Origin of the sequence: Salinarimonas soli (assembly GCF_008386575.1) — a bacterium.
Taxonomy (GTDB): domain Bacteria; phylum Pseudomonadota; class Alphaproteobacteria; order Rhizobiales; family Beijerinckiaceae; genus Salinarimonas_A; species Salinarimonas_A soli.
In genome coordinates this window covers 157,553-180,145 of sequence record NZ_VUOA01000006.1, presented here as the reverse complement: position 1 = coordinate 180,145, position 22,593 = coordinate 157,553, and the positions used below count along the sequence as shown (strand labels likewise).

Here is a 22,593-nt window from a genome sequence, read left to right as displayed (position 1 = left end):
CCTGACGGGCCAGAATGAGCCGCTGCGCGGCAGAATTGCTGCGGCTGGATCCCCTTCCCCTGCGTGCGACAAGCGCGCTCCGGCCGGGGATGACAGCGTTGCGGTTGAAGCCACGAGCTGCGGGCTCTTGATCAACAGACCGGCGGGCAAGGTCACGCGCTCCTCCGCAGCGCCGGAACCTGACCCAGCCGATACGCGACGTGATGCGCCTCGGGCTCGCGGTAGAGGGGGTAGAGGGGGCCGACGATGCGGTCGGCAAGGGCCGTGTCGAACAGGGGCTGCCCGCCCAGGCGCTCCACCGCATCGGGCGTCAGGCGCACGGGGCGGAGGGCGTCGGTGGGCTCGCCGAAGCGGATGAGCGGGTGGTCGCGCTCGATGAGCTTGCGGGCGTTGCGCTCGCCGATGCGGTGGTAGCTCATGGTCTCGACCTCGAGCGTCGGGGCCACCACCTTGGCGACGCCGACCCCCGGCAGCGAGCAGTCGACGGCGAGCACGTCGATACCGGCCGCCGCCAGGCGCTCCCGGGCGAAGCGCCCGCGCTCGCGGGTGTCCTCCAGGGCGGTCCTCGGCAGGCTCGCGAAGGACTTCGAGGTGCGGCGCGAGAACACGGTGTCGGAGAGGTGGCGGCGGAGGGTCGGGCCGTCCATGCGGGCCCAGTCCATCATCGCCCGCAGCGCCCGGGTCTCCTCGCCCTCCAGGCTCGGCAGCGCGCGGGTGAGGAAGTCCTCCACGTAGCGCGGCGGCGCGACCTGGAGCGCGCCTGTGAGCGGCCCGTGGCCATAAGCCTTGCGCACCCGCGCCGAGCAGAACTCAAGCAGCGCCTTGCGCAGCGCCCGGTCCCGGTCCGGATCGCAGGCCTCGCCGCAGCCCGAGAGCATGATGGCGGTATGCGGCTCGTCGGCCGCCCGGTCGTAGCCCACCACGTAGAGGTTGGTGAGCCCGAACTCGTCGGTGGCGAATTTCGGCAGGACCTCGATGCCGAGCTCGTCGAGGCGGGCGAGCAGCGCCCGGGTGGCGGGCTCCAGGCTTTCGGGCAGGTCGAGGGTCACGCCTTGATCAAGGGCACGGAACAGGAGGCCGTTGCCGTCGCGCTGGAGGCATTCGAGGAGGCCGTGGGCGATGGCCCAGTCGAGATCGGGGCCGGCGCCGAGGCCGTTGGTGATGAGGGTCGTGAAGGGCGTGTAGCCCGGCGGCAGCTCGAACACGTCGCAGGCCGCGACGTCGAGGGGGATCAGCACCGGCTCGCCCGTGCCGACGCGAAACCCTTCCGTCCAGGCGAGCGGCGTGTCGCGCCCCACGGGGCTGCCGGCGGGCAGGCACAGGGTCAGCGGGTCTGCGACGGCGCCCGCGCCGCGCTCGCGTACCAGCGCGTCATAGGATCCAAGGATCCGGGGACGGTCCACCATCGCCAGGGTCGGGCCGATCATCTCGGCGATCTCGGCGAGCGCGCCGACGATCGCCTCGCCGTCCGTCGCGCCGTAGCCGTAGCCGGACGGCATGGCGCCGGGAAAGCGCGGGTCCTCCAGGAAGAGCGCCGCCTTCCAGGCCGGCACCCCCGTGCGGTCGAGGGGCGTCATGGGGAAGGCGACGACGCGGCCGGGCGGCAGGGCCTCGAGATAGGCGAGCGCCGCGTCGGGGAGATCCGCGGGGAGGTCCTGGGTGCTGCGCTTCGTCATGGGGCGGTCTCCGTGGGGGAGGAGGTCGATCGGTGCCATCCCTTCGGCCGCACCGGAACGGCGGTCGGCTCGGATCCGTAGGCCGCCATCAGGCAGCGCATGCCGTGAAGGTCGCGGGTGGCGTCGAAGGCGCGGTGGTCGCCCGAGCGCAGGGCGTGCCCGAAAGCGAGGATCTGCTCCAGGAAGGGCGAGCGCTCGGCGCCCGGCACGGGGAGGGGGCGGGAGGAGCCCGTGCGGGCGTCGGTGAGGGTGACCCTGCCGCCCGGGTCCTGGCCCATCGTGTTCTCGGCGACGATGAGGCCCTGGTCGCCGACGATCTCCAGGCGGCGGCGGGGCAGCGTCTCGGGATGGTTGTAGGCGACATGCAGGGTGAGCAGCGGCCCGCCGGAGAGGCGCGCGATCAGGACCGCGCCGTCGTCGACGGCGTAGGGCTGGATGCGCGTCTGGGTGAGCGCCGCGACGGCCTCGATGCTTGAGTCCGTCAGGAAGGAGGCGAGGTCGAGGCCGTGCGGGGCGAGGTCCATGAGGGCGCCGCCGCCGGCCTTGGCCCCGTCAATGCGCCAGTTGTCGCCCGCGCCCCAGTCCGGCCCGAGCCAGCAGGCATAGACGATGCGGACCGCCGTCACCGCCCCCACCGCGCCCTCGCGCAGGGCGGCCCTGATGGCGCGGTGGGCGGGGTGGTGGCGCTGATCGAAGGCGGTGCCGTAGAGGATGCCGGCCCGCTCCACGGTGCGCACCATCGCCTCCGCGTCGTCGAGGCCCGCCGCCATGGGCTTCTCGCAGAGCACGGCCCGGCCCGCCCGCGCCGCCGCCTCGACGCCAGCGCGGTGCAGGTGGTTCGGCGTCGCGACATAGACGGCCTCGACGCTCTCGTCCGCGCACAGCTCGTCGGCGGTCGCGTAAGCCCGCGCGCCGAGGCGCTCGCCCGCCGCGCGGGCGGCCGGATCGGGATCGCAGACCGCGGCGAGGCGGTGGCCGGCATCGCGGATCGCGGGCGCGACGAAATCGCGGGCGACCCAGCCGAACCCGATGATGCCCCACGCCACCATGGGCTACCACCGCTCCGGCAGGGCGACGAGCTCGCGCCGGCGCGCGAGCGCCTCCACGGCGGGCCCCGCCACCGCGCGAGCCGGGGCCTGCGGGCGGGGCGGATAGGTGGCGCTCGCCGCGTATTCGGCCTTGTAGCGCTCGGACGGCCAGGCGATCTCCGGACCTCGGGGGCCATCGCGGTAGAGCGGGTTGCGCACGAGGGGAGCGCCATCCGGCGGCAGGATGAGGCCGCCCGTGAGGGCGCGCGGCTCCCGCTTCAGGCCAGGCCCGGCCGCGAGGGCGAAGGCCTCGACGGCGCGCAGCTCTCCCAGCGGTCGAGGCCGGGGTGCGCGGGCCTCGACGAGGGCGCGGGTGAGCTCGGCGTCGTCATAGGCCACCGCGTCCGGCAGGAGAACCGCCACCTCCGCGGCCGTCATCGCGGCGCCGGCCGAGAAGCCGGGATTCTCGCGGTTGTGGACGTGGCCCACGGCAAACCAGCCCGTCTCGCCCGCGATCTCGCGCAGGCGCTCCACGATCTCAGGTTTCGGCTCGAGGAAGTAGAGGGCGTCGTGGCACAGGGCGAGGTCGGCGCGCGGGCGCACGGGCCAGGGGGCGCCGGCATCGAAGCAGACGAGAGCGGCGGGGCGGGGGAGCACCCAGTGGCGCGCGATCCAGAGCTTGGCGAAGACCACGTCCGCGCCGCCAGCCTCCAGGCCGCGCAATTGCAGCTCGCGCAGGTAATGCCCGATGCCGCAGGCAAGCTCGAAGGCGGTCCGCTCCTCGCCCCGGTGCGCCTCCAGAAGGGCGAGGCCCGCCAGGTAGGTCGGGTCGCTCCAGCGGTGGACGAAGTAGTCGCCGACGCGGCCGAAGGCGAGGAGGGTCAGCGCGTCGCGCAGGGTGAGACGCGAGCGCTCTCGCACCAGACGACGCAGGTCCGCCTCGTCGGGGGCGGGGCCGGTCCACCAATCGTCCTGGTCGGCGAGCAGGAGGAGAAGGGCTGATTCCGTATCGCCGCGGTCGAGGGCGGCAAGCGTGTCCCGGACCAACGCCTCACGCCCGACCCGCAGATAGGGGATGCCGTCGACGACGGGCCAGCGGCCGGCGGGGCCAGCCAGCGCGTGCGGGCCCTCCTGGCGCAGGGGCGCGCCGCTGACGGGGCAGAGGAGGGCGCTCATGCCAGGCCGAGCTCCCGCAGCACGCCGTCGTGGAAGGCCTTCACGGGGCCATCGTGGACGAGCTCCATATCGTCGAGGACGACGTCCATGGTGAGGCTCGCAGCCGCGAGGTGCTGCGCGATCTGGAGGACGCGATCGGCCACGTCGGCGGCGTGGAAGGCTCGCCCCTCGGGCGTGTCGGCGTCGGGCAGGATCGCGCGGGCGCGCTCGACGGTCGCGCGCAAGGCGGGCGGCAGCTCGTCGAGCGCCCGGGCGGTGGCGCGGGCCATCACGGGCTCTAGATGGTCGCCGAGCAGCATCTCGCCCGTGAAGCCTGAATCCGGCATCGCCGCGTTGTGGAGATGGTGGGCGAGGCCCACCAGGAAGACGGTCTCCGGGTCGGCGTCGTAGAACGGCGAGAGGATCACGCCGTAGACCGCCACCATCAGGCAGTGCTCGGCATGGTTCTCCGGCGGCTCCAGCATGATGCGCGACTTGCCGGGGCAGGTGACGCCCGCGCGGGGCTGCCGGGCCAGCGCCTCGACGAATGGCGGCGGGGCGCCGACAGGGAGCTCGCGGGCGAGAGCTGCGCGCAGGCGGGCGATCAACGCCTCTCCCCGCCCGCCCGGAGAGGAGAGGGGCGCGCTCACCTCGGCGAGCGCCCCCTCCAGCACCGACACGCTCTCCTCGAACGTGAGCCCCAGCAACCGCAGCGTCGGCCCATCGAGATCGCCGAGGCGCGCGGCGGCGAGGCAGGCGGCGTTGGTGGCCTCCATGACGACCGCCGGGTCGGCGCCCGCCACGAGGGCACCCCACGCCGCGCGGAAGCGGCGCTCGGCGATGGAGCCGGGGGCCCCGGCGGAGCGGATGCGCTTGAGGTCGCCGAGCTCCTTCAGGAGCGGGACGAGACCGGGCGAGGCGCCCATGGCGGGCCCCTCAGTGCTTGTTGAGCCAGTCGGCCAGCATCTGCTCCTGGACGTGGAAGGCATGCTCCGGCGGGTGCCCGTTCGCCACCATCGGGGCCTTGAAGAACACGCCGAGCTGCTCCTGCACGCCGCCCTCGCCGCGCCGGTCGGCAAGTCCCATGACGCGGGCGATCTCGATGGCGAGCGGCGCCGCCAGGATCGAGTCCTTGCACAGGAAGTTCACCTTGATCTGCATGCGCTTGCCGAGGAACCCGGTGATGTCGATGTTGTCCCAGGCTTCCTTGTCGTCGCCGCGCGGGCGGTAATAGCGGATATCGACGAGGTGGTCCTCGACGGGGTAACCCAGGATCTGCTCCAGCACGCAGCCCTTGGTGTTGAGCTTCGATTGCAGGGAGGCCGGATCGTCGAGGGCGAGGCCGTCGCGGTTGCCGAGGATGTTGGTGGAGAACCAGCCGTCGACGTGGAGCGAACGGGCGCGCAGGGCCGGCGCGATTACGGTCTTCATGAAGGTCTGGCCCGTCTTGCCGTCCTTGCCGGCGACGCCGACGTTGCGGCGCTTGGCGAGCTCGATGAGCGCCGGCACGTCCGCCGCGACGCTCGGGGTGAAGTTCGCGTAAGGCACGCCGCTCGTGATGGCCGCGTAGGCGTAGAGCATGGCGGGACCGATGGCGGGATCGTTCTCGTCGAGCCCGCGCTCGAACGCCTCCACGGTGGCGAGCACCGGCAGGGAGAGGTCGGGCCACACCTCGGTAGAGGCGAGGTTGAGCATCACGACGCGCTCGGCATCCGACTCCTTGCGAAAGCGCGCCAGGTCGGCGGCGATAATCTCGACGGCCTCGCGGTGCGATTTCGCCGCGATGAGGTGCCGGCCCTGGATGTTGCGGCAGAAGCGCTCGTTGCCCACCGCCGCCCAGGGGCGCATGGACTTGAGGGCGGAGGCGCCATCGTTCAGCTCGTCGCGGGAGAGCACGCCGTGCTCCTGCGCGGCGGAGCCCAGGTCCTCGCCATTGAGGTCCCAGCCGCCGAAGACGAGGTCGCGGTAATGGGAGAGGCCGGGCACGGCCACGTCGGCCAGGGGCAGACCGTCGAAGCGATTGGCGCCGGATTTGATCATCTCGATTCCGGCGATGGCGGTGGTCGCGACGGCGCCCCCCATCCCGACGATCGCGACGCCGAGACGGTCTTTCGGATTGGCCTGAATCACGGGTTGCTCCTGAAGCTCGCAGAGATCGGCCCACTTGCGGCGGGGCCTGTTCTGGTCCGCGGCTCGAACGCGGCTTCCCTTGCGTCAGTTGCCCAGCGTGGCCGTGGCAGGCTGTCGCAGAATGGGACAGCCCGACCCGCCGGCGCTCAGGGGCGCGCGCCGCCGAGGCTGGAGCTTCGTACGTTCATTCAACATCTTAGCGCAGGTTAAATCCGTCGCGCCGCTCAGGGGCGCTCCTCCGCGCCCTCGAGGGGAGCGCCCTGCGACATAGTTGCGTCCCCGTCCCAGGCCGGCGCGGCGCCGGGGCCGGTGAAGCGGCGCAGGTCCTGGAGCTCCGGCGCCGCGCAGGTGTCGTCGGCCGTGAGGAAGAGGCCCAGGCGCCGGGACGCGACCCCGAGGTCGACCCGGCTCAGGAGCGAGGCGATCACGGGCGCCAGGATGAGGCCGAGCGCGGTGGGCGCCATCCAGAGCCCGTACCAGCCGCCCACCGTGAGCGCCGCGGCCGCGAGGGCAAGCCCCACCCAGACCGTCCAGCCGAGCCGCGCCCAGGCCTCGGACAGGGGCACGAGCCGGTCGGTGCGCGGCTGCGAATCCCAGGCGACGACGCGGCCCATGAGGGTGGTGAGGACGAAGCCGGAATTCACGAGGGAGAGGACGGGCCCGAGCAGCACCCAGAGCACCTGCTCGATCGTCGCTCCCGCGAGGAGCCGCCGCACGCCCCCGAAGCCCCGCCGGGCCGGCGCCTCGATGAGGGCGCGGGCGAGGTTGAGGACGCGGGGGAGACCGATGAGGAGCGCCGCGACGGTGACCAGCGCGGTCGCGGCCCAGCCGGTCTCGGTGAGGCCGTAGGCGAGCACGCCGAGGCCCCCGCCCTCGTCCGCCGTCACGGCCCGCACGGCGCCGACGAGCAGGAAGGCCCACCAGAGCGGGGCCGTGAGATACCCGCCGATGCCGAGCAGGATATGGGCGCGGCTCGCGGGCTTGAGCCCCGGCATGCGCAGGACGCCCGCGTGCTGGAGGTTGCCCTGGCACCAGCGCCGCTCGCGGCCCATGAGGTCGATGACGTTGGTGGGCATCTCCTCCCAGGTCCCGTCGATGTCGGGCAGGAGGTGGACGCCGTAGCCCGCCCGGCGCATGAGCGCCGCCTCGACGATATCGTGGCAGAGGATCTCGCCGCCGAAGGGCGGCTTGCCCGGGAGCACGGGCAGCTTGCAGTGCTCGCGGAAGGGCGCGATCCGGATGATGGCGTTGTGCCCCCAATAGTTCCCGTCCGGCCCCTGCCAGAACTCGAGCCCGCGCAGGGCGAGCGGCGCATAGAGGCGCACGGCGAATTGCTGGATGCGGGCGAAGAGGGTCTGGCGCCCCGTGGCGTAGCTCACGGTCTGGATGATGCCGGCGTCGGGCATCTCCTCCATGAGCCGCACGAGGCGGCGCATGGTGCGGCCGGACATGAGGCTGTCGGCGTCGAGCACGATCATGAAGTCGAAGGCATCGCCCGCGCGCTCCATCCACTCGGCGATGTTGCCGGCCTTGCGGCCCTCGTTGCGCGTGCGGCGGCGGTAATGGACGGGCGGCAGGCCCTCCTGGTCTCCCGCCCAGGCGAGGTACGCGGCAAGCGCCTGCTCCTCCTCGGCGGCGATGCCGGGGTCGCCCGTGTCGCTCAGGACATGGATCGCCATGTCGTCAGCGCGGCCGGTGGCGCGCAGGGAGCGGGCCATGACCCGCACGCCCGCGAAGACCGCCTCGGCGTCCTCGACGAAGATCGGGATGAGCACCGCCGTGCGGCTGCGGCCCGTGGCGACCGGCGCGAGGCTCAGCGCGCGCCGCTCCAGGGCCGTCATGGCCCCGCGCGAGGCGGCCCAGGCGCTGAAGCCGAGCACCAGCTGCCAGACCACGAAGCATTCCCACGCCATGAGCGGCACGAAGAGCGCCACGAGGACGGCGTCGAGCACGCCCCGTTCGGCCCGCCCGTAGATCTCGATCGAGAGCCAGGCGACGCCGAGCGCGCCGAGCAGGGAGGGCACGAGGAGAAGGGCACGGCGCGCGGCGAGCGCGCTCGGCTGCGACGAGGTCAGGAACATAGGAGCCTTCCGTAGCACCGGCCGTGGAACGACCCGGCAAAGTTTTAGAGGCGCGACCGTTGCGGGGCGGCAAGAGCAGCCGACCTCTGCGACCGAACGGCCCGACGCACCTCATGAAGGCGGAAAATCAAGATGTTGCAACGACTTGTTGGAAGTGCGGCCGCTCCGGCCGCGCTGCGTCCGCCTCTGCCGCGCGACCGCGTGTCGCGCGGGCCGCGCGGTCAGCCCAGGCTGCTCAAGGGGACCGGCGCCGCGTGGGGCCGGGTCGCGAGCATCGAATCGATGAGGGCCAGGACCTCCCGCCGCCCGCTGTTCGCCGCCTGCTCGAAGGGTGTCCAGGTCTGCTCGAAGTCGAGGGCGGCGAATACCGCGCGATAGCGGCGCAGCTCGTTGGGGGTGAGCGGCACCCCGCGCACGAAAGCCTTGTGGGCCGAGATGGTGAGGGCGCGGCGCGGGTTCGCGGGGTCGAGCTCGAACTTGAGGGCGTCGCCGCAGAACAAGATCCGCCTGCGGGCGTCGTGGAGGACGGCGTGCCCGTCGAAATGGCCCGCGGTGAGATGGAGCGTGAGGCCCGGCATCGCCTCCAGGCTGTCGTCGAAGGGCCATGTGACGCGCAGCGCGCCCGTCCAGGCGAGGTCGCCCGGGTGGAGCGCCACCTCCGGGTCGAACCGGTCCTGGATCTGGAACAGGGCGCCGTAGCTGTGGGGATGCGAGGCGGATGCCACCGCGACGCCGCCGAGCGCCTCGATGTGCGCCAGCGCCTCGAGCGAGAACACCGCGCCGCCCTCGAACAGGAGATTCCCGTCAGGCCCGGCAATCAGGTAGGCGCTCGGCCCAATCCCCGTGACGGGGTCGTTCCAGAAGCGCCAGACGCCGCTCTCGACCTCGGTCCAGTGCATGGGCGAACGGGCCTGCTTCTCGGCGACGTCCAGGAACTCGAACGGGCCCTGCGGCATCACGTGCCGGGCGTCGGCGCACATGGGGCAGTCGCGGGGGCGGTCGGACCGGCGCTGCCAGAAGCCGCAATTCTCGCAGCAGAACGCCGGCAGCTTCAGGGCGTCGGCGAAGGGGAGATAGCCGGGCATGGCGCGTCGCTCGCGATGGGACCCTTGGGGCGGGCGGAGGGGGTGAGATGTCCGCTCCCCCGCCGCCGTCAAGGCGGGCCCCGGCGATCCGTCAGCGCGAGCCGGAGCGGATGGAGGGGTACCAGGGGCGCGCCCCGGGCGCGAGGACGCCGTCGTCGAGCACGGGCGGGCGCTCCTGCGCGGGCATGAGGGGCGCGGTCGGCCTCTCGCCGATCGGTGCCGTCGGGCCCTCGTCGAGCCCCAGGGGGCGCACGCCGCCGCCGCGCCAGCGCTCGACCATGCCGGCGATGTAGGTGCGGTCGATGGCCGCGCCGGCTGCGTGGTCCAGGCCGGTCGCCTCGCTGCGCGGGATGCGGGCGGCGGGGAGCTCGGAGAAGCGGATGCGCATGGGCAGCGGCATGCCCTCGCCGAAGCCGAAGGCCTCGCGGGTGCCCAGCGACGGCAGGAAGCCGAGGAGCCCGCCCGCGGCCTCCGACACCGCCGCGCGCAGGATGGCCTGGTCGCGGTCGTTCATCAGGCGCATGGCGAAGACGGTGCTGCACTGGGACAGGATCGTCGGGTCGAGCTCGGCCGGGCGCTGCGTCACGAGGCCGAGATAGATGCCGTATTTGCGCCCCTCCTTCGCGATCCGGGAGAGCGCCTTGCGGGTGGGACCGAAGCCGAGGCCGCGATCGGCGGGCGCGTAGCGGTGCGCCTCCTCGCAGACGAGGAGCATGGGGAGCGCGCCGTCGCTCCACAGGCCGATCTCGAAGGCCATGCGGCACAGGACCGACACCACCGAGTCCACCACCTCGGAGGGGAAGCCCGCGAGCTGCATCACGGTGACGGTCTTGCCCCGGCCCGGATATTTGAAGATCTCGCCGATGACGTCGACCATGGTGTCGCCGCCGACATTCGCGTTGTCGAACATGAAGGCGTAGCGGGTGTCGAGGCGAACCGTCTCGATCCGGTTGAGGAGGCGGGTGTAGTTGAACACCAGCGCCCGGTTCTCGAGCTTGCCGCGCCGCTCCTCGATGAGCGCCACGAGGTCGGCCAGGCGGTAGGGGATCGGCGTGTCGGGGCCGATGCCGGCCGCCTTCGCGTCCATGCGCTTGAGGGCCGAGCGGTCGTGCGACGCGCGCGAGGCCGCGAAGGCGGCCTTCGCGGCGGGGATGAGCTCGGCCAGGATGTCGATCTCCTCGTCGACCCCCGGGCGGCCCCGGAACAGCACGTCGACGAATTCCTCGAAGCTGAACAGCCAGAAGGGCAGGCGGAGATTGGCGGGCCGCAGCACGTCGGCGCGGGGGTGGAAGCAGGAGCCGTACTCGTTGTGAGGGTCGATGAAGAACACCCGCAGATCGGGCTTGGCGTCGAGGATCGCGCCCACCAGCACGGAAATGCCGCTCGACTTGCCGGCGCCCGTCGAGCCCAGGACGGCGAAGTGCTTGGTGATCAGGTCGTCGATGCGGGCATAGGCGCCGATCGCCGCGTTCTGGTGCAGGTCGCCGATGCGCATGCCCGTCGCGCCGGGCAGGCTGAAGAGCGAGGCGAGCTCCTCCCGCGTGAGCGCGAGCACGGCCTGGCCGAGCCTCGGGAGCTGAGCGGCGCCCCGGATGAGCGTCGGCCCGTGCCGCCCGTCGTCGCGGATCTCGCCTAGCAGGTTGACGATGCAGGTGGCGGGCGTCCCCTGGCCGGACAGCTCCGTCGCGATGCCGATGACGGTGGTCTCGGGCAGCGGGATCCCGACCATCTCGCCCACGCTGAGGGCGGCGGTTCCGCTGGCGCGGAGCTCAACGACGAGCCGGACGCCCGTGGTCGCGGCCACATGCCCGATCACCGGCCCTGCAACTGTCCCGACGCCCACTACAACCCCCTGGCCCGAACCCCGAGCGCAGGGTTGCACGCAGGCGTAAAGACTCCGCAAAGGCGGGCAGGGCGGACGGCGCGCCGGCACGAGGGAACGCGGTTCTCCATCATGCCAGCTGGACGAAAGCCGGTTGTCGCGGCGGGCGTTCCCGGTAGAACAGGGTTCTTATTTCCGGCACGAGATTGCGGCTCCCGAGAAACATTTTCTATCTCAGGCCTATCGACCTCGCCCGAACCGGACCCCTCGCCATGTGGATGTCACGCCGCTCCCTCGTCGCCGGAGGCCTCGTTGCCCTGGCTGCCCCCGCCGTGCGGGCGCAAGCCGCAGCCGTGCCGATGCGCATCGGCGTGATCCCGATTCTCGCGGCGGCGCCGATCTACCTGGCCGAGCGAGAGGGCTGGCTCAAGGCGGCGGGGCTCGCTCCGACGATCACCACCTTCGAGTCCGGGCCCAACATGATCCAGGCGCTCGCCTCGGGCACCCTCGACGTCTATGTGGCGGGCGTCGCGCCGCTCGGCGTCGCCCGCTCCCGGGGCATCGACGTGAAGGTCGTGGCGGCCACTGCGGTGGAGGAGAACGTCTTCGTCGCAGGCGGCAAGCTCGCCCGCTTCTTCGAGCCGAACCTGCCGAAGGCGGAGGCCTTCCGGCGCTATCGCGCCTCCGCCGGGGCGCCCGCGCGGCTCGCCACCCAGCCGCTCGGCTCCGTGCCCAACACCACGCTCCAGCACTGGCTGTGGGAGGTGGTGAAGGCCGACAAGGCGGACGTGACGGTCGTGCCCATGGGTATCGACGCCACCCAGCAGGCGATCGCGGTCGGCGCGGTGGAGGGCGGCGTGATGCGCGAGCCCGCGGTCACCATCGTGACCCGTCGTGACCCGTCCATCCGCCTCCTCGCGCTCGGCGGCGAGATGTTCCCGAGCCAGCCCGGCACGGTGATCGCGCTCACGCAAGCCTTTCTCCAGCGTAACCCGGAGGGCGCCCAGGGGCTCGTGACGGCGGCGGTACGGGCCGTGGCAGGCATTCTGGAGGCGCCGGACCGGGTGGCGCCGCAGCTCGAGGCGTCGCTCGGCCGCGGCCTCGTCGATGCGGCGACCTTGCGCGCCGCGCTCACCTCGCCCGCCTCCCGCTTCGTCGCCGACCCGCGCGTCATCGTCGAGGCGACCGCCGCCATGCAGCGCTATCAGGTCTCGATCGGCGCCCTCGACAAGGAGGTGCCCCTCGACGGCCTGTTCGACACCCGCCTCTACGAGCGCGCGGTCGCCCGGTGAGACGAACCGGCACGCTCGACGCGTTCGTCCTGCCGCTCGCAGGGCTCGTCGCCTTCCTGGCGCTGTGGGAGGCCGTGCCGCGGGCGGGGCTCGTGAACGCGGCGTTCCTGCCGCCGCCCTCCGAGATCCCCGCCGCGTTCCTCCGCGAGTGGCGCTCGGGCCAGTGGACGATCGCGATCGGCAACAGCCTCGGGCACTACGTGGCGGGGCTCCTCACGGGCGTCGGGCTCGGCGTCGCGCTCGGGATCATGACGGGCATGGTTCGGGCGGCGGAGCGGGCCACGTCCTGGATCGTGCGGGTCCTGCGACCGGTGCCCGGCCTCGCCTGGGTCCCGTTCGCGATCATCTGGTTTGGGGTCAGCCCCTCGGCGGCTTTGTTCATCATCGCGATCGGGGTGTTCTGGATCGTGTTCTTCGCCACCCACGGCGCCATCCGCGCCGTCGACCGAGACCTCGTCGAGGTGGCGGAGGCCTTCGGTTTCCGCTCCGGACCGGAGCGCCTCGTCAAGGTGCTCCTGCCCGCCGCGACGCCGGGCATCCTGGTGGGCGTGCGCACCGCCATCGGCCAGGCCTGGATGGCGGTGGTGGCGGCCGAGATCTTCGGGGTCGCCGGCCTCGGCCAGCGGATGATGCAGGCCTCGACCCTCCTCGCGACCGACATCGTCGTGGTCTACATGCTCACCATGGCGGCGCTCTACGGCCTCCTCGACAGCGCGTTCATGGCCCTTCAGGGATGGTGGCTGCGATGGAAAGCGTGATCACGATCCGCGATCTCTCGCTCGCCTTCAATCGCGAGGGCCGGACCACGAGGGTGCTGGAAGGCCTCGACCTCGATGTCGGCCGCGGCGAGTTCGTGGCCCTCGTCGGCCCCTCGGGCGTGGGCAAGTCGACCCTGCTGCGGGTCCTGGCGGGCTTGGCGACGGGGGATGGCGGCACGGTCGAGATCGCGCCGGCGCAGCCCGGGCGGCGCGCCGTGGCGCTGGTGTTCCAGGACGCGCGGCTGCTGCCCTGGCGCCGGGTGATCGACAACGCCGCCTTCGGCCTGGAGAAGATGCGCCTGTCCCGCACCGAGCGCCGCAGCCGTGCCCGCGCCGCGCTGGAGGTCGTGGGCCTCGCGGACCTCGCCGAGCGCTGGCCGTTCCAGCTGTCGGGCGGCCAGCGCCAGCGGGTCGCGTTGGCCCGGGCGCTCGCGGTCGAGCCCGACGTGCTCCTCATGGACGAGCCGTTCTCGGCCCTCGACGCCATCACCCGGGAGGCGCTCCAGGACGAGCTCATCTGCGTGCGGGCCGCCACGGGGCGGACCATCCTCTTCGTCACCCACGACATCGAGGAGGCCGCCTATCTGGCGGACCGGATCGTCGTTCTGGCCGGCAGCCCCGGCCGCATCGTCGCCACCCACCGCATCGAGACGCCCCACCCCCGGGACCGCGCGGGGCTCGGCCTCCAGCGGGCGTCGCGTGCGGTTCGGGCGAGCCTCGACGAGGAGCGTCTCGTCGACGGCGCAGCGATTTAGACGCCGTCGTTCACGTACCGCGCGAGCGTCGCCCGCACCCCGTCGCGCCACAGGCCCCCGAGGGCTTGCCCGAAGGCGGCGCGGAAGGGGGGCGCCTCCTCCAAGTCCCCGAACACCTCGCGCAAGCTGAGGAACGCCCGGGGATCGTTACGTGCGGCCCAGGCGGCGGCGCGAAGGCGCTCGGCCCGCGCGTCCTCGACCGCCAGCGGCTCGCCCGCATCGGTGGTGCCGGCGCAGGCCCGGCACCACAGGGCCGAGACGAGGGCGAGGCCCGTCACGCCTGCGCCCGAGGCGAGCCGGTCGCGGGTGGAGGGCAGGATGAATTTCGGCTGCCGGTTCGAGCCGTCCATGGCGAGGCGGGCGACGGTGTCGCCGATCTCCGGGTTCTCGAAGCGGCGCGCCACCGCCTCCCAATAGGCCGCCAGATCCACCCCCGGCACAGGCGGGACGCAGGGGATGATCTCCTCCGTCTCCAGACGGTCGAGGAATCCCCGCACGAGCGGGTCGGCCATGGCCTCGTGGACGAGGCTGAGGCCGAGGAGCGCCGCCGGGTAGGCCAGCGCCGCATGGCCGCCGTTGAGGATGCGGATCTTCATGAGCTCGTAGGCCGCGACGTCCGGCGTGAAGGTGACGCCTGCCTCCTCCAGGCGCGGGCGCCCGGCCGGGAAGCGATCCTCGATCACCCATTGCCGGAAGGGCTCGCAGGTGACGGGCCAGGCATCCGCGATCCCGAACTCCGCCGCGACCCGGGCGCGCTCGCGGTCCGTGGTGGCGGGCGTGATCCGGTCGACCATCCCATTCGGAAAGGCGACGGACCGGCGCACGTGCTCGCCGAGGGCGGGATCGACGAGGTCGGCGAGCCCCGCCACCGCGTCATGGGCGGCGTGCCCGTTCTCCGGAAGGTTGTCGCAGGACAGGACCGTGAACGGATCGAGGCCGCGCTCCCGCCGCCGCTGCAGGGCAGCGACCAGCACGCCGAAGGCGCCGCGCGGCGCGTCCAGGTGCGCGGCGTCGTGGCGGATCTCGGGATGGGTTGGATCGAAGGCGCCCGTCGCCGGGTCGATGCAATAGCCGCCCTCGGTGATGGTAAGCGAGACGATGCGGATGGCGGGATCGTCGAGGGCCGCCACGATCGCCTGTCCATTCTCGGCGACGGGCAGGAAATCGATCATGGAGCCCACGACCCGCGCCCGCCTCGCCTTGGGTTCGAGCTCCACCACGGTCGTGAGCCAGTCCTGGCCCGCCAGCGCGTCCCGCATGGCCCGGTCGGCGGGGCGCAGGCCCGCGCCGATGACCGCCCAGTCGTGGTCGCGCCCGGCATTGAACAGGTCGTCGAGATAGACCGCCTGATGGGCGCGGTGGAAGTTGCCCACGCCGAGATGGAGGATCCCCGGCCGCAGGGCCCCGTGATCGTAGGATGGCCGGGCGACCTCCTGCGGGAGATCGGCAAGGCCCCGGAGGGTCAAGCGAGAGGGCATCGGCGGTCTCGGGTCGTGCGCGGTGGCAGGACCTTAGCCCGCGGCCGCGGTGGGCGCGAGGGCGGCGCTCAAGGCGTCGCCGGGCGCCGCGCGTCGTCCGGCCGCCAATCCTCCATGAGCGGCGCCTGCGGCGAGGGCAGGCGGGCGCTGCGCCGCAGCGTCCCGAGGAGGCGCGTGAGGTTGATGGGGATCAGGACGAGGTGGAGGAGCAGGATCGGGTAGAAGCCGCCCGCGAAGCCATAGGCGATGAACAGCACGTTGGCGCCTACCGCCGACAGGCGCATGGGCAGCATGCGTTTTTGCGCGAAGGTGATCACGGTCATCCCGGCCGCCGCGAAGCCGATCAGGTCCAGCGCGTCGGTGCCCATCATGGCCGCTCTCCGGGATGCGAGGAAATCTCACCGGAAAGGGTAGGGGCGTTCGTTCCGCTGGGGCATCCGCCAGATGGAGGAGAGCCGGTGCCGACCGGCGCGTCAGTCCGGCTCGTGGGAGGCGGACGCCTCCAGTTTCTCGGCGAGCTTCTCGTATTGGTCGGCGAGCGCCTGCTTCTGCAGCCGGCGGTATCGCGGCCGGGTGTCCTGCGCGGCGGTGCGCGTCTCCTCGGCGCTGCGGCGCAGGCGACGCGCTCTGCTCGATCCCACGTCCCCGTCACCGCTCATCGGCTATTCCCCTGTGAGAGGGACCATAGGAGCCCGAGCGGCCAGACCTCAAATTAAAGTATGTTAAGTCGGGTATCGGCAGTCCCCGCCCGCGACGACCTGTCGCGAGGGGCACCGGTCCCTCCGCTCTCCCGGCGCCCGCGCGTAACGGTCAAGTCATCATGCGGATGTCGAGCTGTCGACGCAAAGCCGGCAAGTCGGCGGTCCACACGCTCATGGTTGACGACAGCATCCGACGAAAGAGCCATCCTTGCGCGTGGCACCGAACTTGACTGCCCTTGGGATATCAGGGACAGGCTCCTCACGTGCGGGGCGGTTCTTTGCCTTGCAAGGGTTCGATTCGGACCCGTTGCCGCGAGTGCCGACGTGCCAGAACGAGACGATACTGTCCTGAACTACATCGAAGCTGTCTACGCCGCGGCCGATCAGCTTGCGGATGGCGGACAGGCTTACGACCTCGCGTCGGCCATGGAGCGCCTGCGTCGGCTCGACGCGAATCACCCGATGCTGCCCGCGCTCCAGGCGAAGCTCGACGCGCTCTCCGCCGACGGCGCGGTACCGACACCCGCTCCGCGCGTGGCCGGCGCACGGCGCCGGTTGCACTGACATAACCCATCCCAGCGAGCGCCGGCATGCCCTTGCTCGGGTCGATTTATATTGCGCACGATTTAATAACGCGTTATATAAATCGCGTGCCGGCCGGATGGCCGGCGGTCCGAAGCAGCGATCAGGAGAGAGCCGATGTCCGTCGACGTGAAATACACCACGCAAGCCACCGCCAATGGCGGCCGTGACGGCCGGTCCACCACCGCCGACGGCGCGCTGGACGTTCGGCTCACGACACCGAAGGAGCTCGGCGGGGCGGGCGGCGACGGCAACAACCCGGAGCAGCTCTTCGCGGCGGGCTACGCGGCCTGTTTCCTCGGCGCCCTGAAGTTCGTGGCCGGGCAGGAGAAGGTGCGCGTTCCCAACGACGCCACCGTGACCGCGAAGGTGGGCATCGGCCCGCGCTCCGAGGGCGGCTTCGGCATTACGGCGGACCTCACGGTCTCGCTGCCCGGGATCGAACGCGCCCAGGCGCAGGCGCTGGTCGAGAAGGCGCACCACGTGTGCCCCTATTCGAACGCCACCCGCGGCAACGTGGATGTCGGCCTGACCGTCGCCTGAACCGGCGAGACGGGGCGGGCGCTCTCCCGGGCGCCCGATCCCGGTCGCTCGGCGCGTCAGTTCCGCCGCATGCCGCGCGGGAGGCCGGCGCTGGGCATCGGGAAGCCGTCGTCGTTGTCGGCGCGGGCCGTCCAGACCTCCTGGGCGAGCGCCAGCATGTAGGAGGCGGCTGTGAGCATGGCGCGATTGGCGCTGGCCTCCGCCTGGGCCTGGGCGGCTTGGAGCATGAGGCTCGCTCGGCGCCGCGCCGGAAAGGGGAGCGCGCCGAGCGCGCCTTCCACGTCGACGCAACGATGGCCCTCGACCCCGCTCTCGAGGGCGATCTCGTCGATCTTCTCCTCGAGGACCGCGATGCTGCGGGTGATGTCCGAAACGTCCGACCGGGAAACGCGCACGACTGCTTCACAATGACATAGGGGAGCGGCCTGCCCGTTCCATCTGCCGCGTGGGTCAACGCCCCAGGCCCCGGCCCGTTCGACCGGGGCCGTGCGCCATCTAGCGGATCACCACGACCTTCGTGCCGACGCGCACCCGGTCGTAGAGGTCCTGCACGTCGCGGTTCGTCATGCGGATGCACCCCGACGACACGGCGGCGCCGATCGTCTCAGGCTCGTTGGAGCCGTGGATGCGGTAGAGCGAGGAGCCGAGATAGAGGGCGCGCGAGCCGAGCGGGTTGTCGGACCCGCCTGCCATGTAGCGGGGCAGGTCGGGGCGGCGCTTGAGCATCTGGGACGGCGGGCGCCAGTCCGGCCATTCCTTCTTCATGGTCACGGTCTTGGCGCCCGACCAGGCGAAGCCCTCGCGGCCGACGCCGACGCCGTACTGGACCGCCTGGCCGTTACCCAGAACGTAATAGAGCCGGCGCTGGCTCGTGGAGACCACCACGGTGCCCGGAGCGTAGCGGCCGTTGAACGCCACCACCTGACGCGGCACCGCCTGCTGCTCGAACATGCTGAAGAAGTCGCGGAAGGGACTGGGGGCGGCGTTCGCCGCTGTCGAGCCGAGCGCGAGGGCGAGAGCCAGGGGGGCGGCGAGCCGCAGCATATCGTTCTCCAGATCGTGGGTGCGGCGCGTCGAGGCGCCGGCGTCTGGGGTGCGGTTTAAGGTTTGCGGCCGCTTCGGGCAAATCAGGCGAATTCCAGAGGACGAATCCCACCTGTTTCCGCTAGGTGAGGCGGGATTCGTGACGCTGGGCTGCAACGAAAGCGTGGCCGTTTGCGTTTGTAGCCCTGACGAGATGCAGCGAGAGGGAGCGTTCATGACGGCTCACGACCAGACCCGCCCGGCGCCCGAAGGCAGCCTCGTCCAGGCCTGCCGCGATCTGGCGGCCGCCTTGGAGCGGCATCAGGAGGCCGTGGCGCGCCACGCCCGCGAAATCCCCGACCCGTCGGAGGAAACGCTCGCGGAGCTGGAGACCAGCTATTTCGATCTGATCGCGGCGGCGGGCATCGTGTCCGGACAATCCCTCGAGGCGGCCTCGGACGACGATCTCTTCACCGCGAAGGCGGCCTGAGGTGCCGGGCGCCGAGGAGCCGACCGGGCGCGCCCGCGGGCTGATGGAGCTCGGCCTCTTGGTGGAGCGCAGCGGCGTGCTCGCCGCGGTGGACGGCGACCGCGGGGCGGTCCTTGGCGTCCTGCTGGAGGCGGTCGAGCGGCTATGCGGGGCCGGGCGAGAGGCGCTCGTCGCCGAGTGGCGGCTCCGGGCCCGCGACAGCCTCGACGACGGCCTCGTTCTCGCCCGCCTCTCCGAGCGGGAACGGGCCTGACAAACTCTATGCGCGCCGGGCGCGGCCCACCGCCGCGTCGAGCGCCTGCAGGAAGCGCGAGCGGTCCGCCGCCGTGAAGGGCGCAGGGCCGCGGGTGATCTCCCCCATCGAGCGCAGGTGCTCGCCGATGCTGCGCGAGGCCAGCGCGCTGCCGATGTTCTGCGCCGTGAACGCCTTGCCGTTGGGATGGAGCGCCTGCGCGCCCGCCTTGAGCGAGCGCTCGGCGAGGGGGATGTCGGCCGTGATCACCACGTCGCCAACGACGGCCCGCTCGGCGATCCAGTCGTCGGCTGCGTCCGCCCCCGCCTCCACGACCGTCAGGGTGATCCAGGACACGCGCGGCACCCGGATCCAGCTGTTCGAGACCACGAACACGGCAAGCCCGTAGCGCTCGGCCACCCGGTAGACCTCGTCCTTCACGGGGCAGGCATCGGCGTCGACATAGATCGTGGTCATGGCGGACCCCCTCGTCAGCGCAGGGCGATGGCGTGAAAGAAGCTGCCGGTGACGAATCCCAGCCGGTGCCCGGCGGTGCCCAGCGGCTTGCCCTCGCCGTCCGTCACCTCGGCGAGGGCCTCGCCCCGTTCGGGATCGGGACTGGTGACGCTCGCGTAGTGGAACTCGTGACCCACGAGGGCGGTGCCGGCGGGGCCGAGGGCGCCGTCATGGAGGAGGCGCGCCACCCGGTAGCCCAGATGCATCCGGCGCCGGGCGAAGCTCGTCTCCACGGGCAGGAGCCCCGCCATGTCGTGCACCGTCCCGTCCGCGTGCTGGAGGCTCCGCCCGAGCACCATGTAGCCGCCGCACTCGCCATGGACGGGGCGCGTGGCGGCGAACGCCTGCAGGCCCTCCAGGAACCGCGCCGCGCCCGCGATGCGGCCCGCATGCAGCTCGGGATAGCCGCCGGGCAGCCAGCAGGCGTCGCAATCGGCGGGCGGCGCCTCGTCGGCGAGGGGCGAGAAGGGCCGGACCTCGGCGCCCATCCGCCGCCAATGGGCGAGCACGTGGGGATAGACGAAGGAGAAGGCCGCGTCGGAGGCCAGCGCGATGCGCCGCCCTGGCGGGGCGAGCGCGCCGGAGGCCTCGCCCGCCGCGCCGGGTGTCGGACGTCCGAGCGCCACGACGGCATCGAGGTCGACCGCTTGCTCGACCGCGTCGGCGAGCCGGTCGAGATGCGCCTGGAGCCCCGTCGTCTCGACGGCCTGGACGAGGCCGAGGTGGCGCTCAGGCAGCGTCAGCGCCGTGTCGCGCGCCAAGGCGCCGAGCACGGGAATCCCGACCCGCCGCAGGCCGTCCTCCACGAGACCCCGGTGGCGCTCGCTCGCGACCTTGTTGAGGATCACGCCCGCGACCTGGATCCGGGGATCATAGGATGCGCAGCCCAGGGCCACGGCGGCCGCCGACTGGGCGTGGCCCGACACGTCGAGGACCAGCACCACCGGCCAGCCGAGCGCCGCCGCAACATCGGCGCTCGCCCCCGTGCGCCCGGGCTCGGTCCGGATGCCGTCGAAGAGCCCCATGGAGCCCTCCGCGATGACGAGATCGGCGTCGCGCGCCGCCTCGCCCGCGAGGCCCGCCAGCAGCGGCGGGCTCATGGCGAAGCTGTCGAGGTTGAGGCTCGGGCGCCCCGTGGCGGCGGCGTGGAAGGCGGGGTCGATATAGTCCGGCCCACATTTGACGCCCGCCACCCGAAGCCCCCGTCGCGCCAGCGCGCGCTGGAGGCCCAGCACGATCGTGGTCTTGCCTGAGCCGGACCTCGGGGCCGCGACGAGGAGGCCCGGCGCGCCGCTCATTGGGCGGCCTCCGCGCCGAACTCCAGGAGGTGGTTGGCGATGGCGGAGCGGAACGCCGCGATAGCGCCGACCGCCACCACGGCGGGGGAGCGGATCGCGCCCTCGCGTGCGAGCGCCGGCAGCCGCTCCAACGTCGCCTCGACCACACGCTCCCGGGCGGTGGTCGCCCCGTGCACCACGAGGACGGGGGTCGCGCCGGGGAGGCCGCCGCCGATCAGGGCCTCGACGATCTCAGGAAGGTTTGTCACCGCCATGTAGAGGACGAGCGGTGCGCCCGTGCGGGCGAGCGCGGCCCAGTCCGTGGAGCCGTCCGCCGCGCAATGGCCCGTGGCGAGGATGACGGCGTGGTTGGTGTCCCGCGTCGTGGCCGGCACGCCGTGAATGGCGAGCGAGGCGAGACCGCTCGACACGCCGGGGATGATGCGGAACGGGATCCCCGCCTCGGCGAGCGCCAGCGCCTCCTCGCCCCCGCGCCCGAACACGAAGGGGTCGCCTCCTTTCAGGCGCAGGACCCGCAGGCCCCGTCGCGCGAGCGCGATCAGCCGCTCCGAGATGTCGGCCTGCGCCGCCGAGGGCTGGCCGCCGCGCTTGCCCGCGAATTCGAGCACCGCGCCCTCCCGGGTGAGCGACAGGACGGACGAGTCCACCAGCGCGTCGTGGACCACCACGTCGGCGGCGGCGAGCGCGTTGAGGGCATGGATCGTCAGGAGCCCGGGATCGCCGGGACCCGCGCCCACCAGCCACACGGTGCCGGGCGCGAACGGGGGGGAATACCGCGAAAGCGGGGTCAAGCGAGCCTCCGGCCATGACCTGCGGCGACGGGCCGACTATATGTGGGGGAATGGAGAGCGAAAAACCCCCCGGAGAGTTGCGCCGCGGCTGGACCACGGGCGCCTGCGCCACGGCGGCCGCCAAGGCGGCGTATCTCGGCTGGCGCACGGGGGAGTTCCCGGACCCCGTCGAGATCGTGCTCCCCGGCGGCGCGCGGCCTGCCTTCGCGCTCGCGCAAACGGAGGCCGCGCCCGCGGGCGCGCGGGCCGGCGTGGTGAAGGACGCAGGCGACGATCCGGACGTCACCCACGGCGCCCTTGTGATCGCGACCGTGCGGGCCGGCGCGCCGGGAACCGGGGTCAGCTTCCGGGCGGGCCCTGGCGTCGGAACGGTGACGCGCCCGGGCCTCCCCCTGCCGCCCGGCGAGCCCGCCATCAACCCGATGCCCCGCCAGATGATCCGCGAGAACCTGGAGGAGGCGGCGAGCGCCATCGGCGGCCCTCGCGACGTGGTGGTGGAGATCTCCATCCCCGGCGGTGAGGAGATCGCCCGGCGCACCCTCAACGGGCGCCTCGGCATCGTGGGCGGGCTCTCCGTGCTCGGCACCACGGGTGTCGTCGTGCCCTATTCCTGCGCGGCCTGGATCCACTCCATCCATCGCGGCATCGACGTGGCCCGCGCGGTGGGGCTTGATCATGTGGCGGGCGCCACGGGCTCCACCTCGGAGGCCGCCGTCCAGGCCCTGCACGGGCTGCCCGATCACGCGCTCATCGACATGGGCGATTTCGCGGGCGGCATGTTGAAATATCTGCGCCGCAACCCCGTGCCCCGGGTCACGGTGGCGGGAGGCATCGCCAAGATGGCGAAGCTCGGCCAAGGCATGCTCGACCTCCATTCCCGGGCGGGCGCCGTGGATCTCGACTGGCTCGCCGAGCGCCTGCGGGAGGCCGGGGGCGACCCGGACGCGGTCGCGGCGGCGCGGGGCGCCAACACGGCGCTGGAGGTGCTGGAGAGCGCCGCGCGCCTCGGCCTGCCGCTCGCCGACGTGGTGGCCCAGCACGCCTGGCGCACGGCGGCCAAGGCGCTCGCCGGCACGGACACAGCCCTCGAGGTGGCTGTGTTCGACCGGGCCGGGGCTCTCCAGGGCCGGGTGCCGCTGCATCCGATCGGATAGGGT

24 protein-coding genes are annotated in these 22,593 nt (G+C 72.5%); 8 read left to right on the top strand and 16 right to left on the bottom strand.

Annotation, left to right across the window (positions count from 1 at the left end):
* Positions 1–152: 152 nt before the first annotated feature.
* The 8 genes from F0L46_RS03370 to F0L46_RS03335 all read right to left on the bottom strand — a co-directional run bounded on the left by F0L46_RS03370 (position 153) and on the right by F0L46_RS03335 (position 10,959).
* Positions 153–1,676: a YcaO-like family protein gene (locus tag F0L46_RS03370; RefSeq protein ID WP_149815607.1), complete on the bottom strand. Its 1,524-nt coding sequence runs from the start codon at positions 1,674–1,676 to the stop codon at positions 153–155.
* The gene (locus tag F0L46_RS03365) at positions 1,673–2,725 is read right to left on the bottom strand and encodes a Gfo/Idh/MocA family protein (protein ID WP_149815606.1); all 1,053 of its coding nucleotides are present in this window, start codon (positions 2,723–2,725) and stop codon (positions 1,673–1,675) included. The genes F0L46_RS03370 and F0L46_RS03365 overlap by 4 nt, the downstream gene beginning before the upstream one ends.
* Before the next feature lie 3 nt (positions 2,726–2,728).
* Positions 2,729–3,880, bottom strand: coding sequence for a class I SAM-dependent methyltransferase (locus tag F0L46_RS03360; RefSeq protein ID WP_149815605.1), 1,152 nt, complete (start codon positions 3,878–3,880; stop codon positions 2,729–2,731).
* Positions 3,877–4,785 carry an HD domain-containing protein gene (locus F0L46_RS03355; RefSeq protein ID WP_149815604.1) on the bottom strand — a complete coding sequence of 303 codons (909 nt, stop codon included), beginning with the start codon at positions 4,783–4,785 and terminating at the stop codon, positions 3,877–3,879. Before F0L46_RS03355 ends, F0L46_RS03360 begins: the two co-directional genes overlap by 4 nt.
* A gap of 10 nt (positions 4,786–4,795) precedes the next feature.
* Positions 4,796–5,941, bottom strand: coding sequence for an inositol-3-phosphate synthase (locus tag F0L46_RS03350; RefSeq protein WP_149815646.1), 1,146 nt, complete (start codon positions 5,939–5,941; stop codon positions 4,796–4,798).
* A gap of 272 nt (positions 5,942–6,213) precedes the next feature.
* A complete protein-coding gene (gene mdoH / locus F0L46_RS03345) occupies positions 6,214–8,070 on the bottom strand; it encodes a glucans biosynthesis glucosyltransferase MdoH (RefSeq protein WP_149815603.1) in 1,857 nt (618 codons plus the stop codon).
* 221 nt (positions 8,071–8,291) lie between these two features.
* Positions 8,292–9,155: an MBL fold metallo-hydrolase gene (locus tag F0L46_RS03340; protein WP_149815602.1), complete on the bottom strand. Its 864-nt coding sequence runs from the start codon at positions 9,153–9,155 to the stop codon at positions 8,292–8,294.
* A gap of 91 nt (positions 9,156–9,246) precedes the next feature.
* Positions 9,247–10,959, bottom strand: a complete 1,713-nt coding sequence (locus F0L46_RS03335) for an ATP-binding protein (RefSeq protein ID WP_240539840.1) — start codon at positions 10,957–10,959, stop codon at positions 9,247–9,249.
* Positions 10,960–11,249: 290 nt separating this feature from the next.
* On the opposite strand from F0L46_RS03335, the gene F0L46_RS03330 reads away from it, so the two are divergent.
* From F0L46_RS03330 to F0L46_RS03320, 3 genes are read left to right on the top strand one after another with little or no spacing between them, the layout of a single operon-like run.
* On the top strand, positions 11,250–12,269 hold the full coding sequence (locus tag F0L46_RS03330; RefSeq protein WP_149815601.1) for an ABC transporter substrate-binding protein: 1,020 nt from the start codon (positions 11,250–11,252) through the stop codon (positions 12,267–12,269).
* Positions 12,266–13,027, top strand: coding sequence for an ABC transporter permease (locus F0L46_RS03325; RefSeq protein ID WP_149815600.1), 762 nt, complete (start codon positions 12,266–12,268; stop codon positions 13,025–13,027). Before F0L46_RS03330 ends, F0L46_RS03325 begins: the two co-directional genes overlap by 4 nt.
* Positions 13,015–13,782, top strand: a complete 768-nt coding sequence (locus tag F0L46_RS03320) for an ABC transporter ATP-binding protein (protein WP_149815599.1) — start codon at positions 13,015–13,017, stop codon at positions 13,780–13,782. Before F0L46_RS03325 ends, F0L46_RS03320 begins: the two co-directional genes overlap by 13 nt.
* On the opposite strand, the gene F0L46_RS03315 is transcribed toward F0L46_RS03320, so the two are convergent.
* From F0L46_RS03315 to F0L46_RS03305, 3 genes are all read right to left on the bottom strand, one after another.
* Complete coding sequence (locus F0L46_RS03315; protein ID WP_149815598.1) at positions 13,779–15,260, bottom strand: mannitol dehydrogenase family protein; 1,482 nt, start codon at positions 15,258–15,260, stop codon at positions 13,779–13,781. The genes F0L46_RS03320 and F0L46_RS03315 overlap by 4 nt on opposite strands.
* Before the next feature lie 68 nt (positions 15,261–15,328).
* Positions 15,329–15,631, bottom strand: coding sequence for a hypothetical protein (locus F0L46_RS03310; protein WP_149815597.1), 303 nt, complete (start codon positions 15,629–15,631; stop codon positions 15,329–15,331).
* A 102-nt stretch (positions 15,632–15,733) separates the two neighbouring features.
* Complete coding sequence (locus F0L46_RS03305; RefSeq protein WP_149815596.1) at positions 15,734–15,919, bottom strand: hypothetical protein; 186 nt, start codon at positions 15,917–15,919, stop codon at positions 15,734–15,736.
* A 366-nt stretch (positions 15,920–16,285) separates the two neighbouring features.
* Between F0L46_RS03305 and F0L46_RS03300 the strand changes: the two genes are divergently transcribed.
* Together F0L46_RS03300 and F0L46_RS03295 are read left to right on the top strand one after the other, a co-directional pair.
* A complete protein-coding gene (locus F0L46_RS03300; protein ID WP_149815595.1) occupies positions 16,286–16,525 on the top strand; it encodes a hypothetical protein in 240 nt (79 codons plus the stop codon).
* Positions 16,526–16,660: 135 nt separating this feature from the next.
* Positions 16,661–17,086 (top strand): organic hydroperoxide resistance protein, encoded by a 426-nt coding sequence (locus tag F0L46_RS03295; RefSeq protein ID WP_149815594.1) that lies wholly within the window; start codon positions 16,661–16,663, stop codon positions 17,084–17,086.
* Between the two features lie 56 nt (positions 17,087–17,142).
* Here the strand turns inward: F0L46_RS03295 and F0L46_RS03290 are convergent, their stop codons facing one another.
* Both F0L46_RS03290 and F0L46_RS03285 read right to left on the bottom strand, forming a co-directional pair.
* Positions 17,143–17,481: a hypothetical protein gene (locus F0L46_RS03290; protein ID WP_149815593.1), complete on the bottom strand. Its 339-nt coding sequence runs from the start codon at positions 17,479–17,481 to the stop codon at positions 17,143–17,145.
* A gap of 100 nt (positions 17,482–17,581) precedes the next feature.
* Positions 17,582–18,130 (bottom strand): L,D-transpeptidase, encoded by a 549-nt coding sequence (locus F0L46_RS03285; protein WP_149815592.1) that lies wholly within the window; start codon positions 18,128–18,130, stop codon positions 17,582–17,584.
* 214 nt (positions 18,131–18,344) lie between these two features.
* On the opposite strand from F0L46_RS03285, the gene F0L46_RS03280 reads away from it, so the two are divergent.
* Both F0L46_RS03280 and traD read left to right on the top strand, forming a co-directional pair.
* On the top strand, positions 18,345–18,599 hold the full coding sequence (locus tag F0L46_RS03280) for a hypothetical protein (RefSeq protein ID WP_149815591.1): 255 nt from the start codon (positions 18,345–18,347) through the stop codon (positions 18,597–18,599).
* Between the two features lies 1 nt (position 18,600).
* The gene (traD, locus tag F0L46_RS03275; protein WP_149815590.1) at positions 18,601–18,852 is read left to right on the top strand and encodes a conjugal transfer protein TraD; all 252 of its coding nucleotides are present in this window, start codon (positions 18,601–18,603) and stop codon (positions 18,850–18,852) included.
* A gap of 6 nt (positions 18,853–18,858) precedes the next feature.
* Here traD and F0L46_RS03270 read toward each other — a convergent pair whose 3' ends face one another.
* Genes F0L46_RS03270 through cobA form a run of 3 tightly spaced genes read right to left on the bottom strand, consistent with a single transcriptional unit; the run spans position 18,859 to position 21,436 of the window.
* Positions 18,859–19,308 (bottom strand): YaiI/YqxD family protein, encoded by a 450-nt coding sequence (locus F0L46_RS03270; protein WP_149815589.1) that lies wholly within the window; start codon positions 19,306–19,308, stop codon positions 18,859–18,861.
* Between the two features lie 14 nt (positions 19,309–19,322).
* On the bottom strand, positions 19,323–20,645 hold the full coding sequence (locus F0L46_RS03265) for a cobyrinic acid a,c-diamide synthase CobB (protein ID WP_149815588.1): 1,323 nt from the start codon (positions 20,643–20,645) through the stop codon (positions 19,323–19,325).
* On the bottom strand, positions 20,642–21,436 hold the full coding sequence (gene cobA / locus F0L46_RS03260) for a uroporphyrinogen-III C-methyltransferase (protein ID WP_149815587.1): 795 nt from the start codon (positions 21,434–21,436) through the stop codon (positions 20,642–20,644). The genes F0L46_RS03265 and cobA overlap by 4 nt, the downstream gene beginning before the upstream one ends.
* 50 nt (positions 21,437–21,486) lie before the next feature.
* Between cobA and F0L46_RS03255 the strand changes: the two genes are divergently transcribed.
* Positions 21,487–22,590, top strand: coding sequence for a cobalt-precorrin-5B (C(1))-methyltransferase (locus tag F0L46_RS03255; protein ID WP_149815586.1), 1,104 nt, complete (start codon positions 21,487–21,489; stop codon positions 22,588–22,590).
* Positions 22,591–22,593 lie beyond the last annotated feature (3 nt).

What these genes read in the sequence shown, in the direction of transcription:
- F0L46_RS03355 (WP_149815604.1), bottom strand. Translation starts at nt 4,785, where the DNA reads ATGGGCGCCTCGCCCGGTCTCGTCCCGCTCCTGAAGGAGCTCGGCGAC.
- F0L46_RS03265 (WP_149815588.1), bottom strand. Translation starts at nt 20,645, where the DNA reads ATGAGCGGCGCGCCGGGCCTCCTCGTCGCGGCCCCGAGGTCCGGCTCA.
- F0L46_RS03255 (WP_149815586.1), top strand. Translation starts at nt 21,487, where the DNA reads ATGGAGAGCGAAAAACCCCCCGGAGAGTTGCGCCGCGGCTGGACCACG.
- mdoH (WP_149815603.1), bottom strand. Translation starts at nt 8,070, where the DNA reads ATGTTCCTGACCTCGTCGCAGCCGAGCGCGCTCGCCGCGCGCCGTGCC.
- F0L46_RS03285 (WP_149815592.1), bottom strand. Translation starts at nt 18,130, where the DNA reads ATGCTGCGGCTCGCCGCCCCCCTGGCTCTCGCCCTCGCGCTCGGCTCG.
- F0L46_RS03365 (WP_149815606.1), bottom strand. Translation starts at nt 2,725, where the DNA reads ATGGTGGCGTGGGGCATCATCGGGTTCGGCTGGGTCGCCCGCGATTTC.
- F0L46_RS03340 (WP_149815602.1), bottom strand. Translation starts at nt 9,155, where the DNA reads ATGCCCGGCTATCTCCCCTTCGCCGACGCCCTGAAGCTGCCGGCGTTC.
- F0L46_RS03310 (WP_149815597.1), bottom strand. Translation starts at nt 15,631, where the DNA reads ATGATGGGCACCGACGCGCTGGACCTGATCGGCTTCGCGGCGGCCGGG.
- F0L46_RS03360 (WP_149815605.1), bottom strand. Translation starts at nt 3,880, where the DNA reads ATGAGCGCCCTCCTCTGCCCCGTCAGCGGCGCGCCCCTGCGCCAGGAG.
- F0L46_RS03330 (WP_149815601.1), top strand. Translation starts at nt 11,250, where the DNA reads ATGTGGATGTCACGCCGCTCCCTCGTCGCCGGAGGCCTCGTTGCCCTG.
- F0L46_RS03270 (WP_149815589.1), bottom strand. Translation starts at nt 19,308, where the DNA reads ATGACCACGATCTATGTCGACGCCGATGCCTGCCCCGTGAAGGACGAG.
- F0L46_RS03370 (WP_149815607.1), bottom strand. Translation starts at nt 1,676, where the DNA reads ATGACGAAGCGCAGCACCCAGGACCTCCCCGCGGATCTCCCCGACGCG.
- F0L46_RS03350 (WP_149815646.1), bottom strand. Translation starts at nt 5,941, where the DNA reads ATGGGGGGCGCCGTCGCGACCACCGCCATCGCCGGAATCGAGATGATC.
- F0L46_RS03315 (WP_149815598.1), bottom strand. Translation starts at nt 15,260, where the DNA reads ATGCCCTCTCGCTTGACCCTCCGGGGCCTTGCCGATCTCCCGCAGGAG.
- F0L46_RS03305 (WP_149815596.1), bottom strand. Translation starts at nt 15,919, where the DNA reads ATGAGCGGTGACGGGGACGTGGGATCGAGCAGAGCGCGTCGCCTGCGC.
- F0L46_RS03320 (WP_149815599.1), top strand. Translation starts at nt 13,015, where the DNA reads ATGGAAAGCGTGATCACGATCCGCGATCTCTCGCTCGCCTTCAATCGC.
- F0L46_RS03295 (WP_149815594.1), top strand. Translation starts at nt 16,661, where the DNA reads ATGTCCGTCGACGTGAAATACACCACGCAAGCCACCGCCAATGGCGGC.
- F0L46_RS03280 (WP_149815591.1), top strand. Translation starts at nt 18,345, where the DNA reads ATGACGGCTCACGACCAGACCCGCCCGGCGCCCGAAGGCAGCCTCGTC.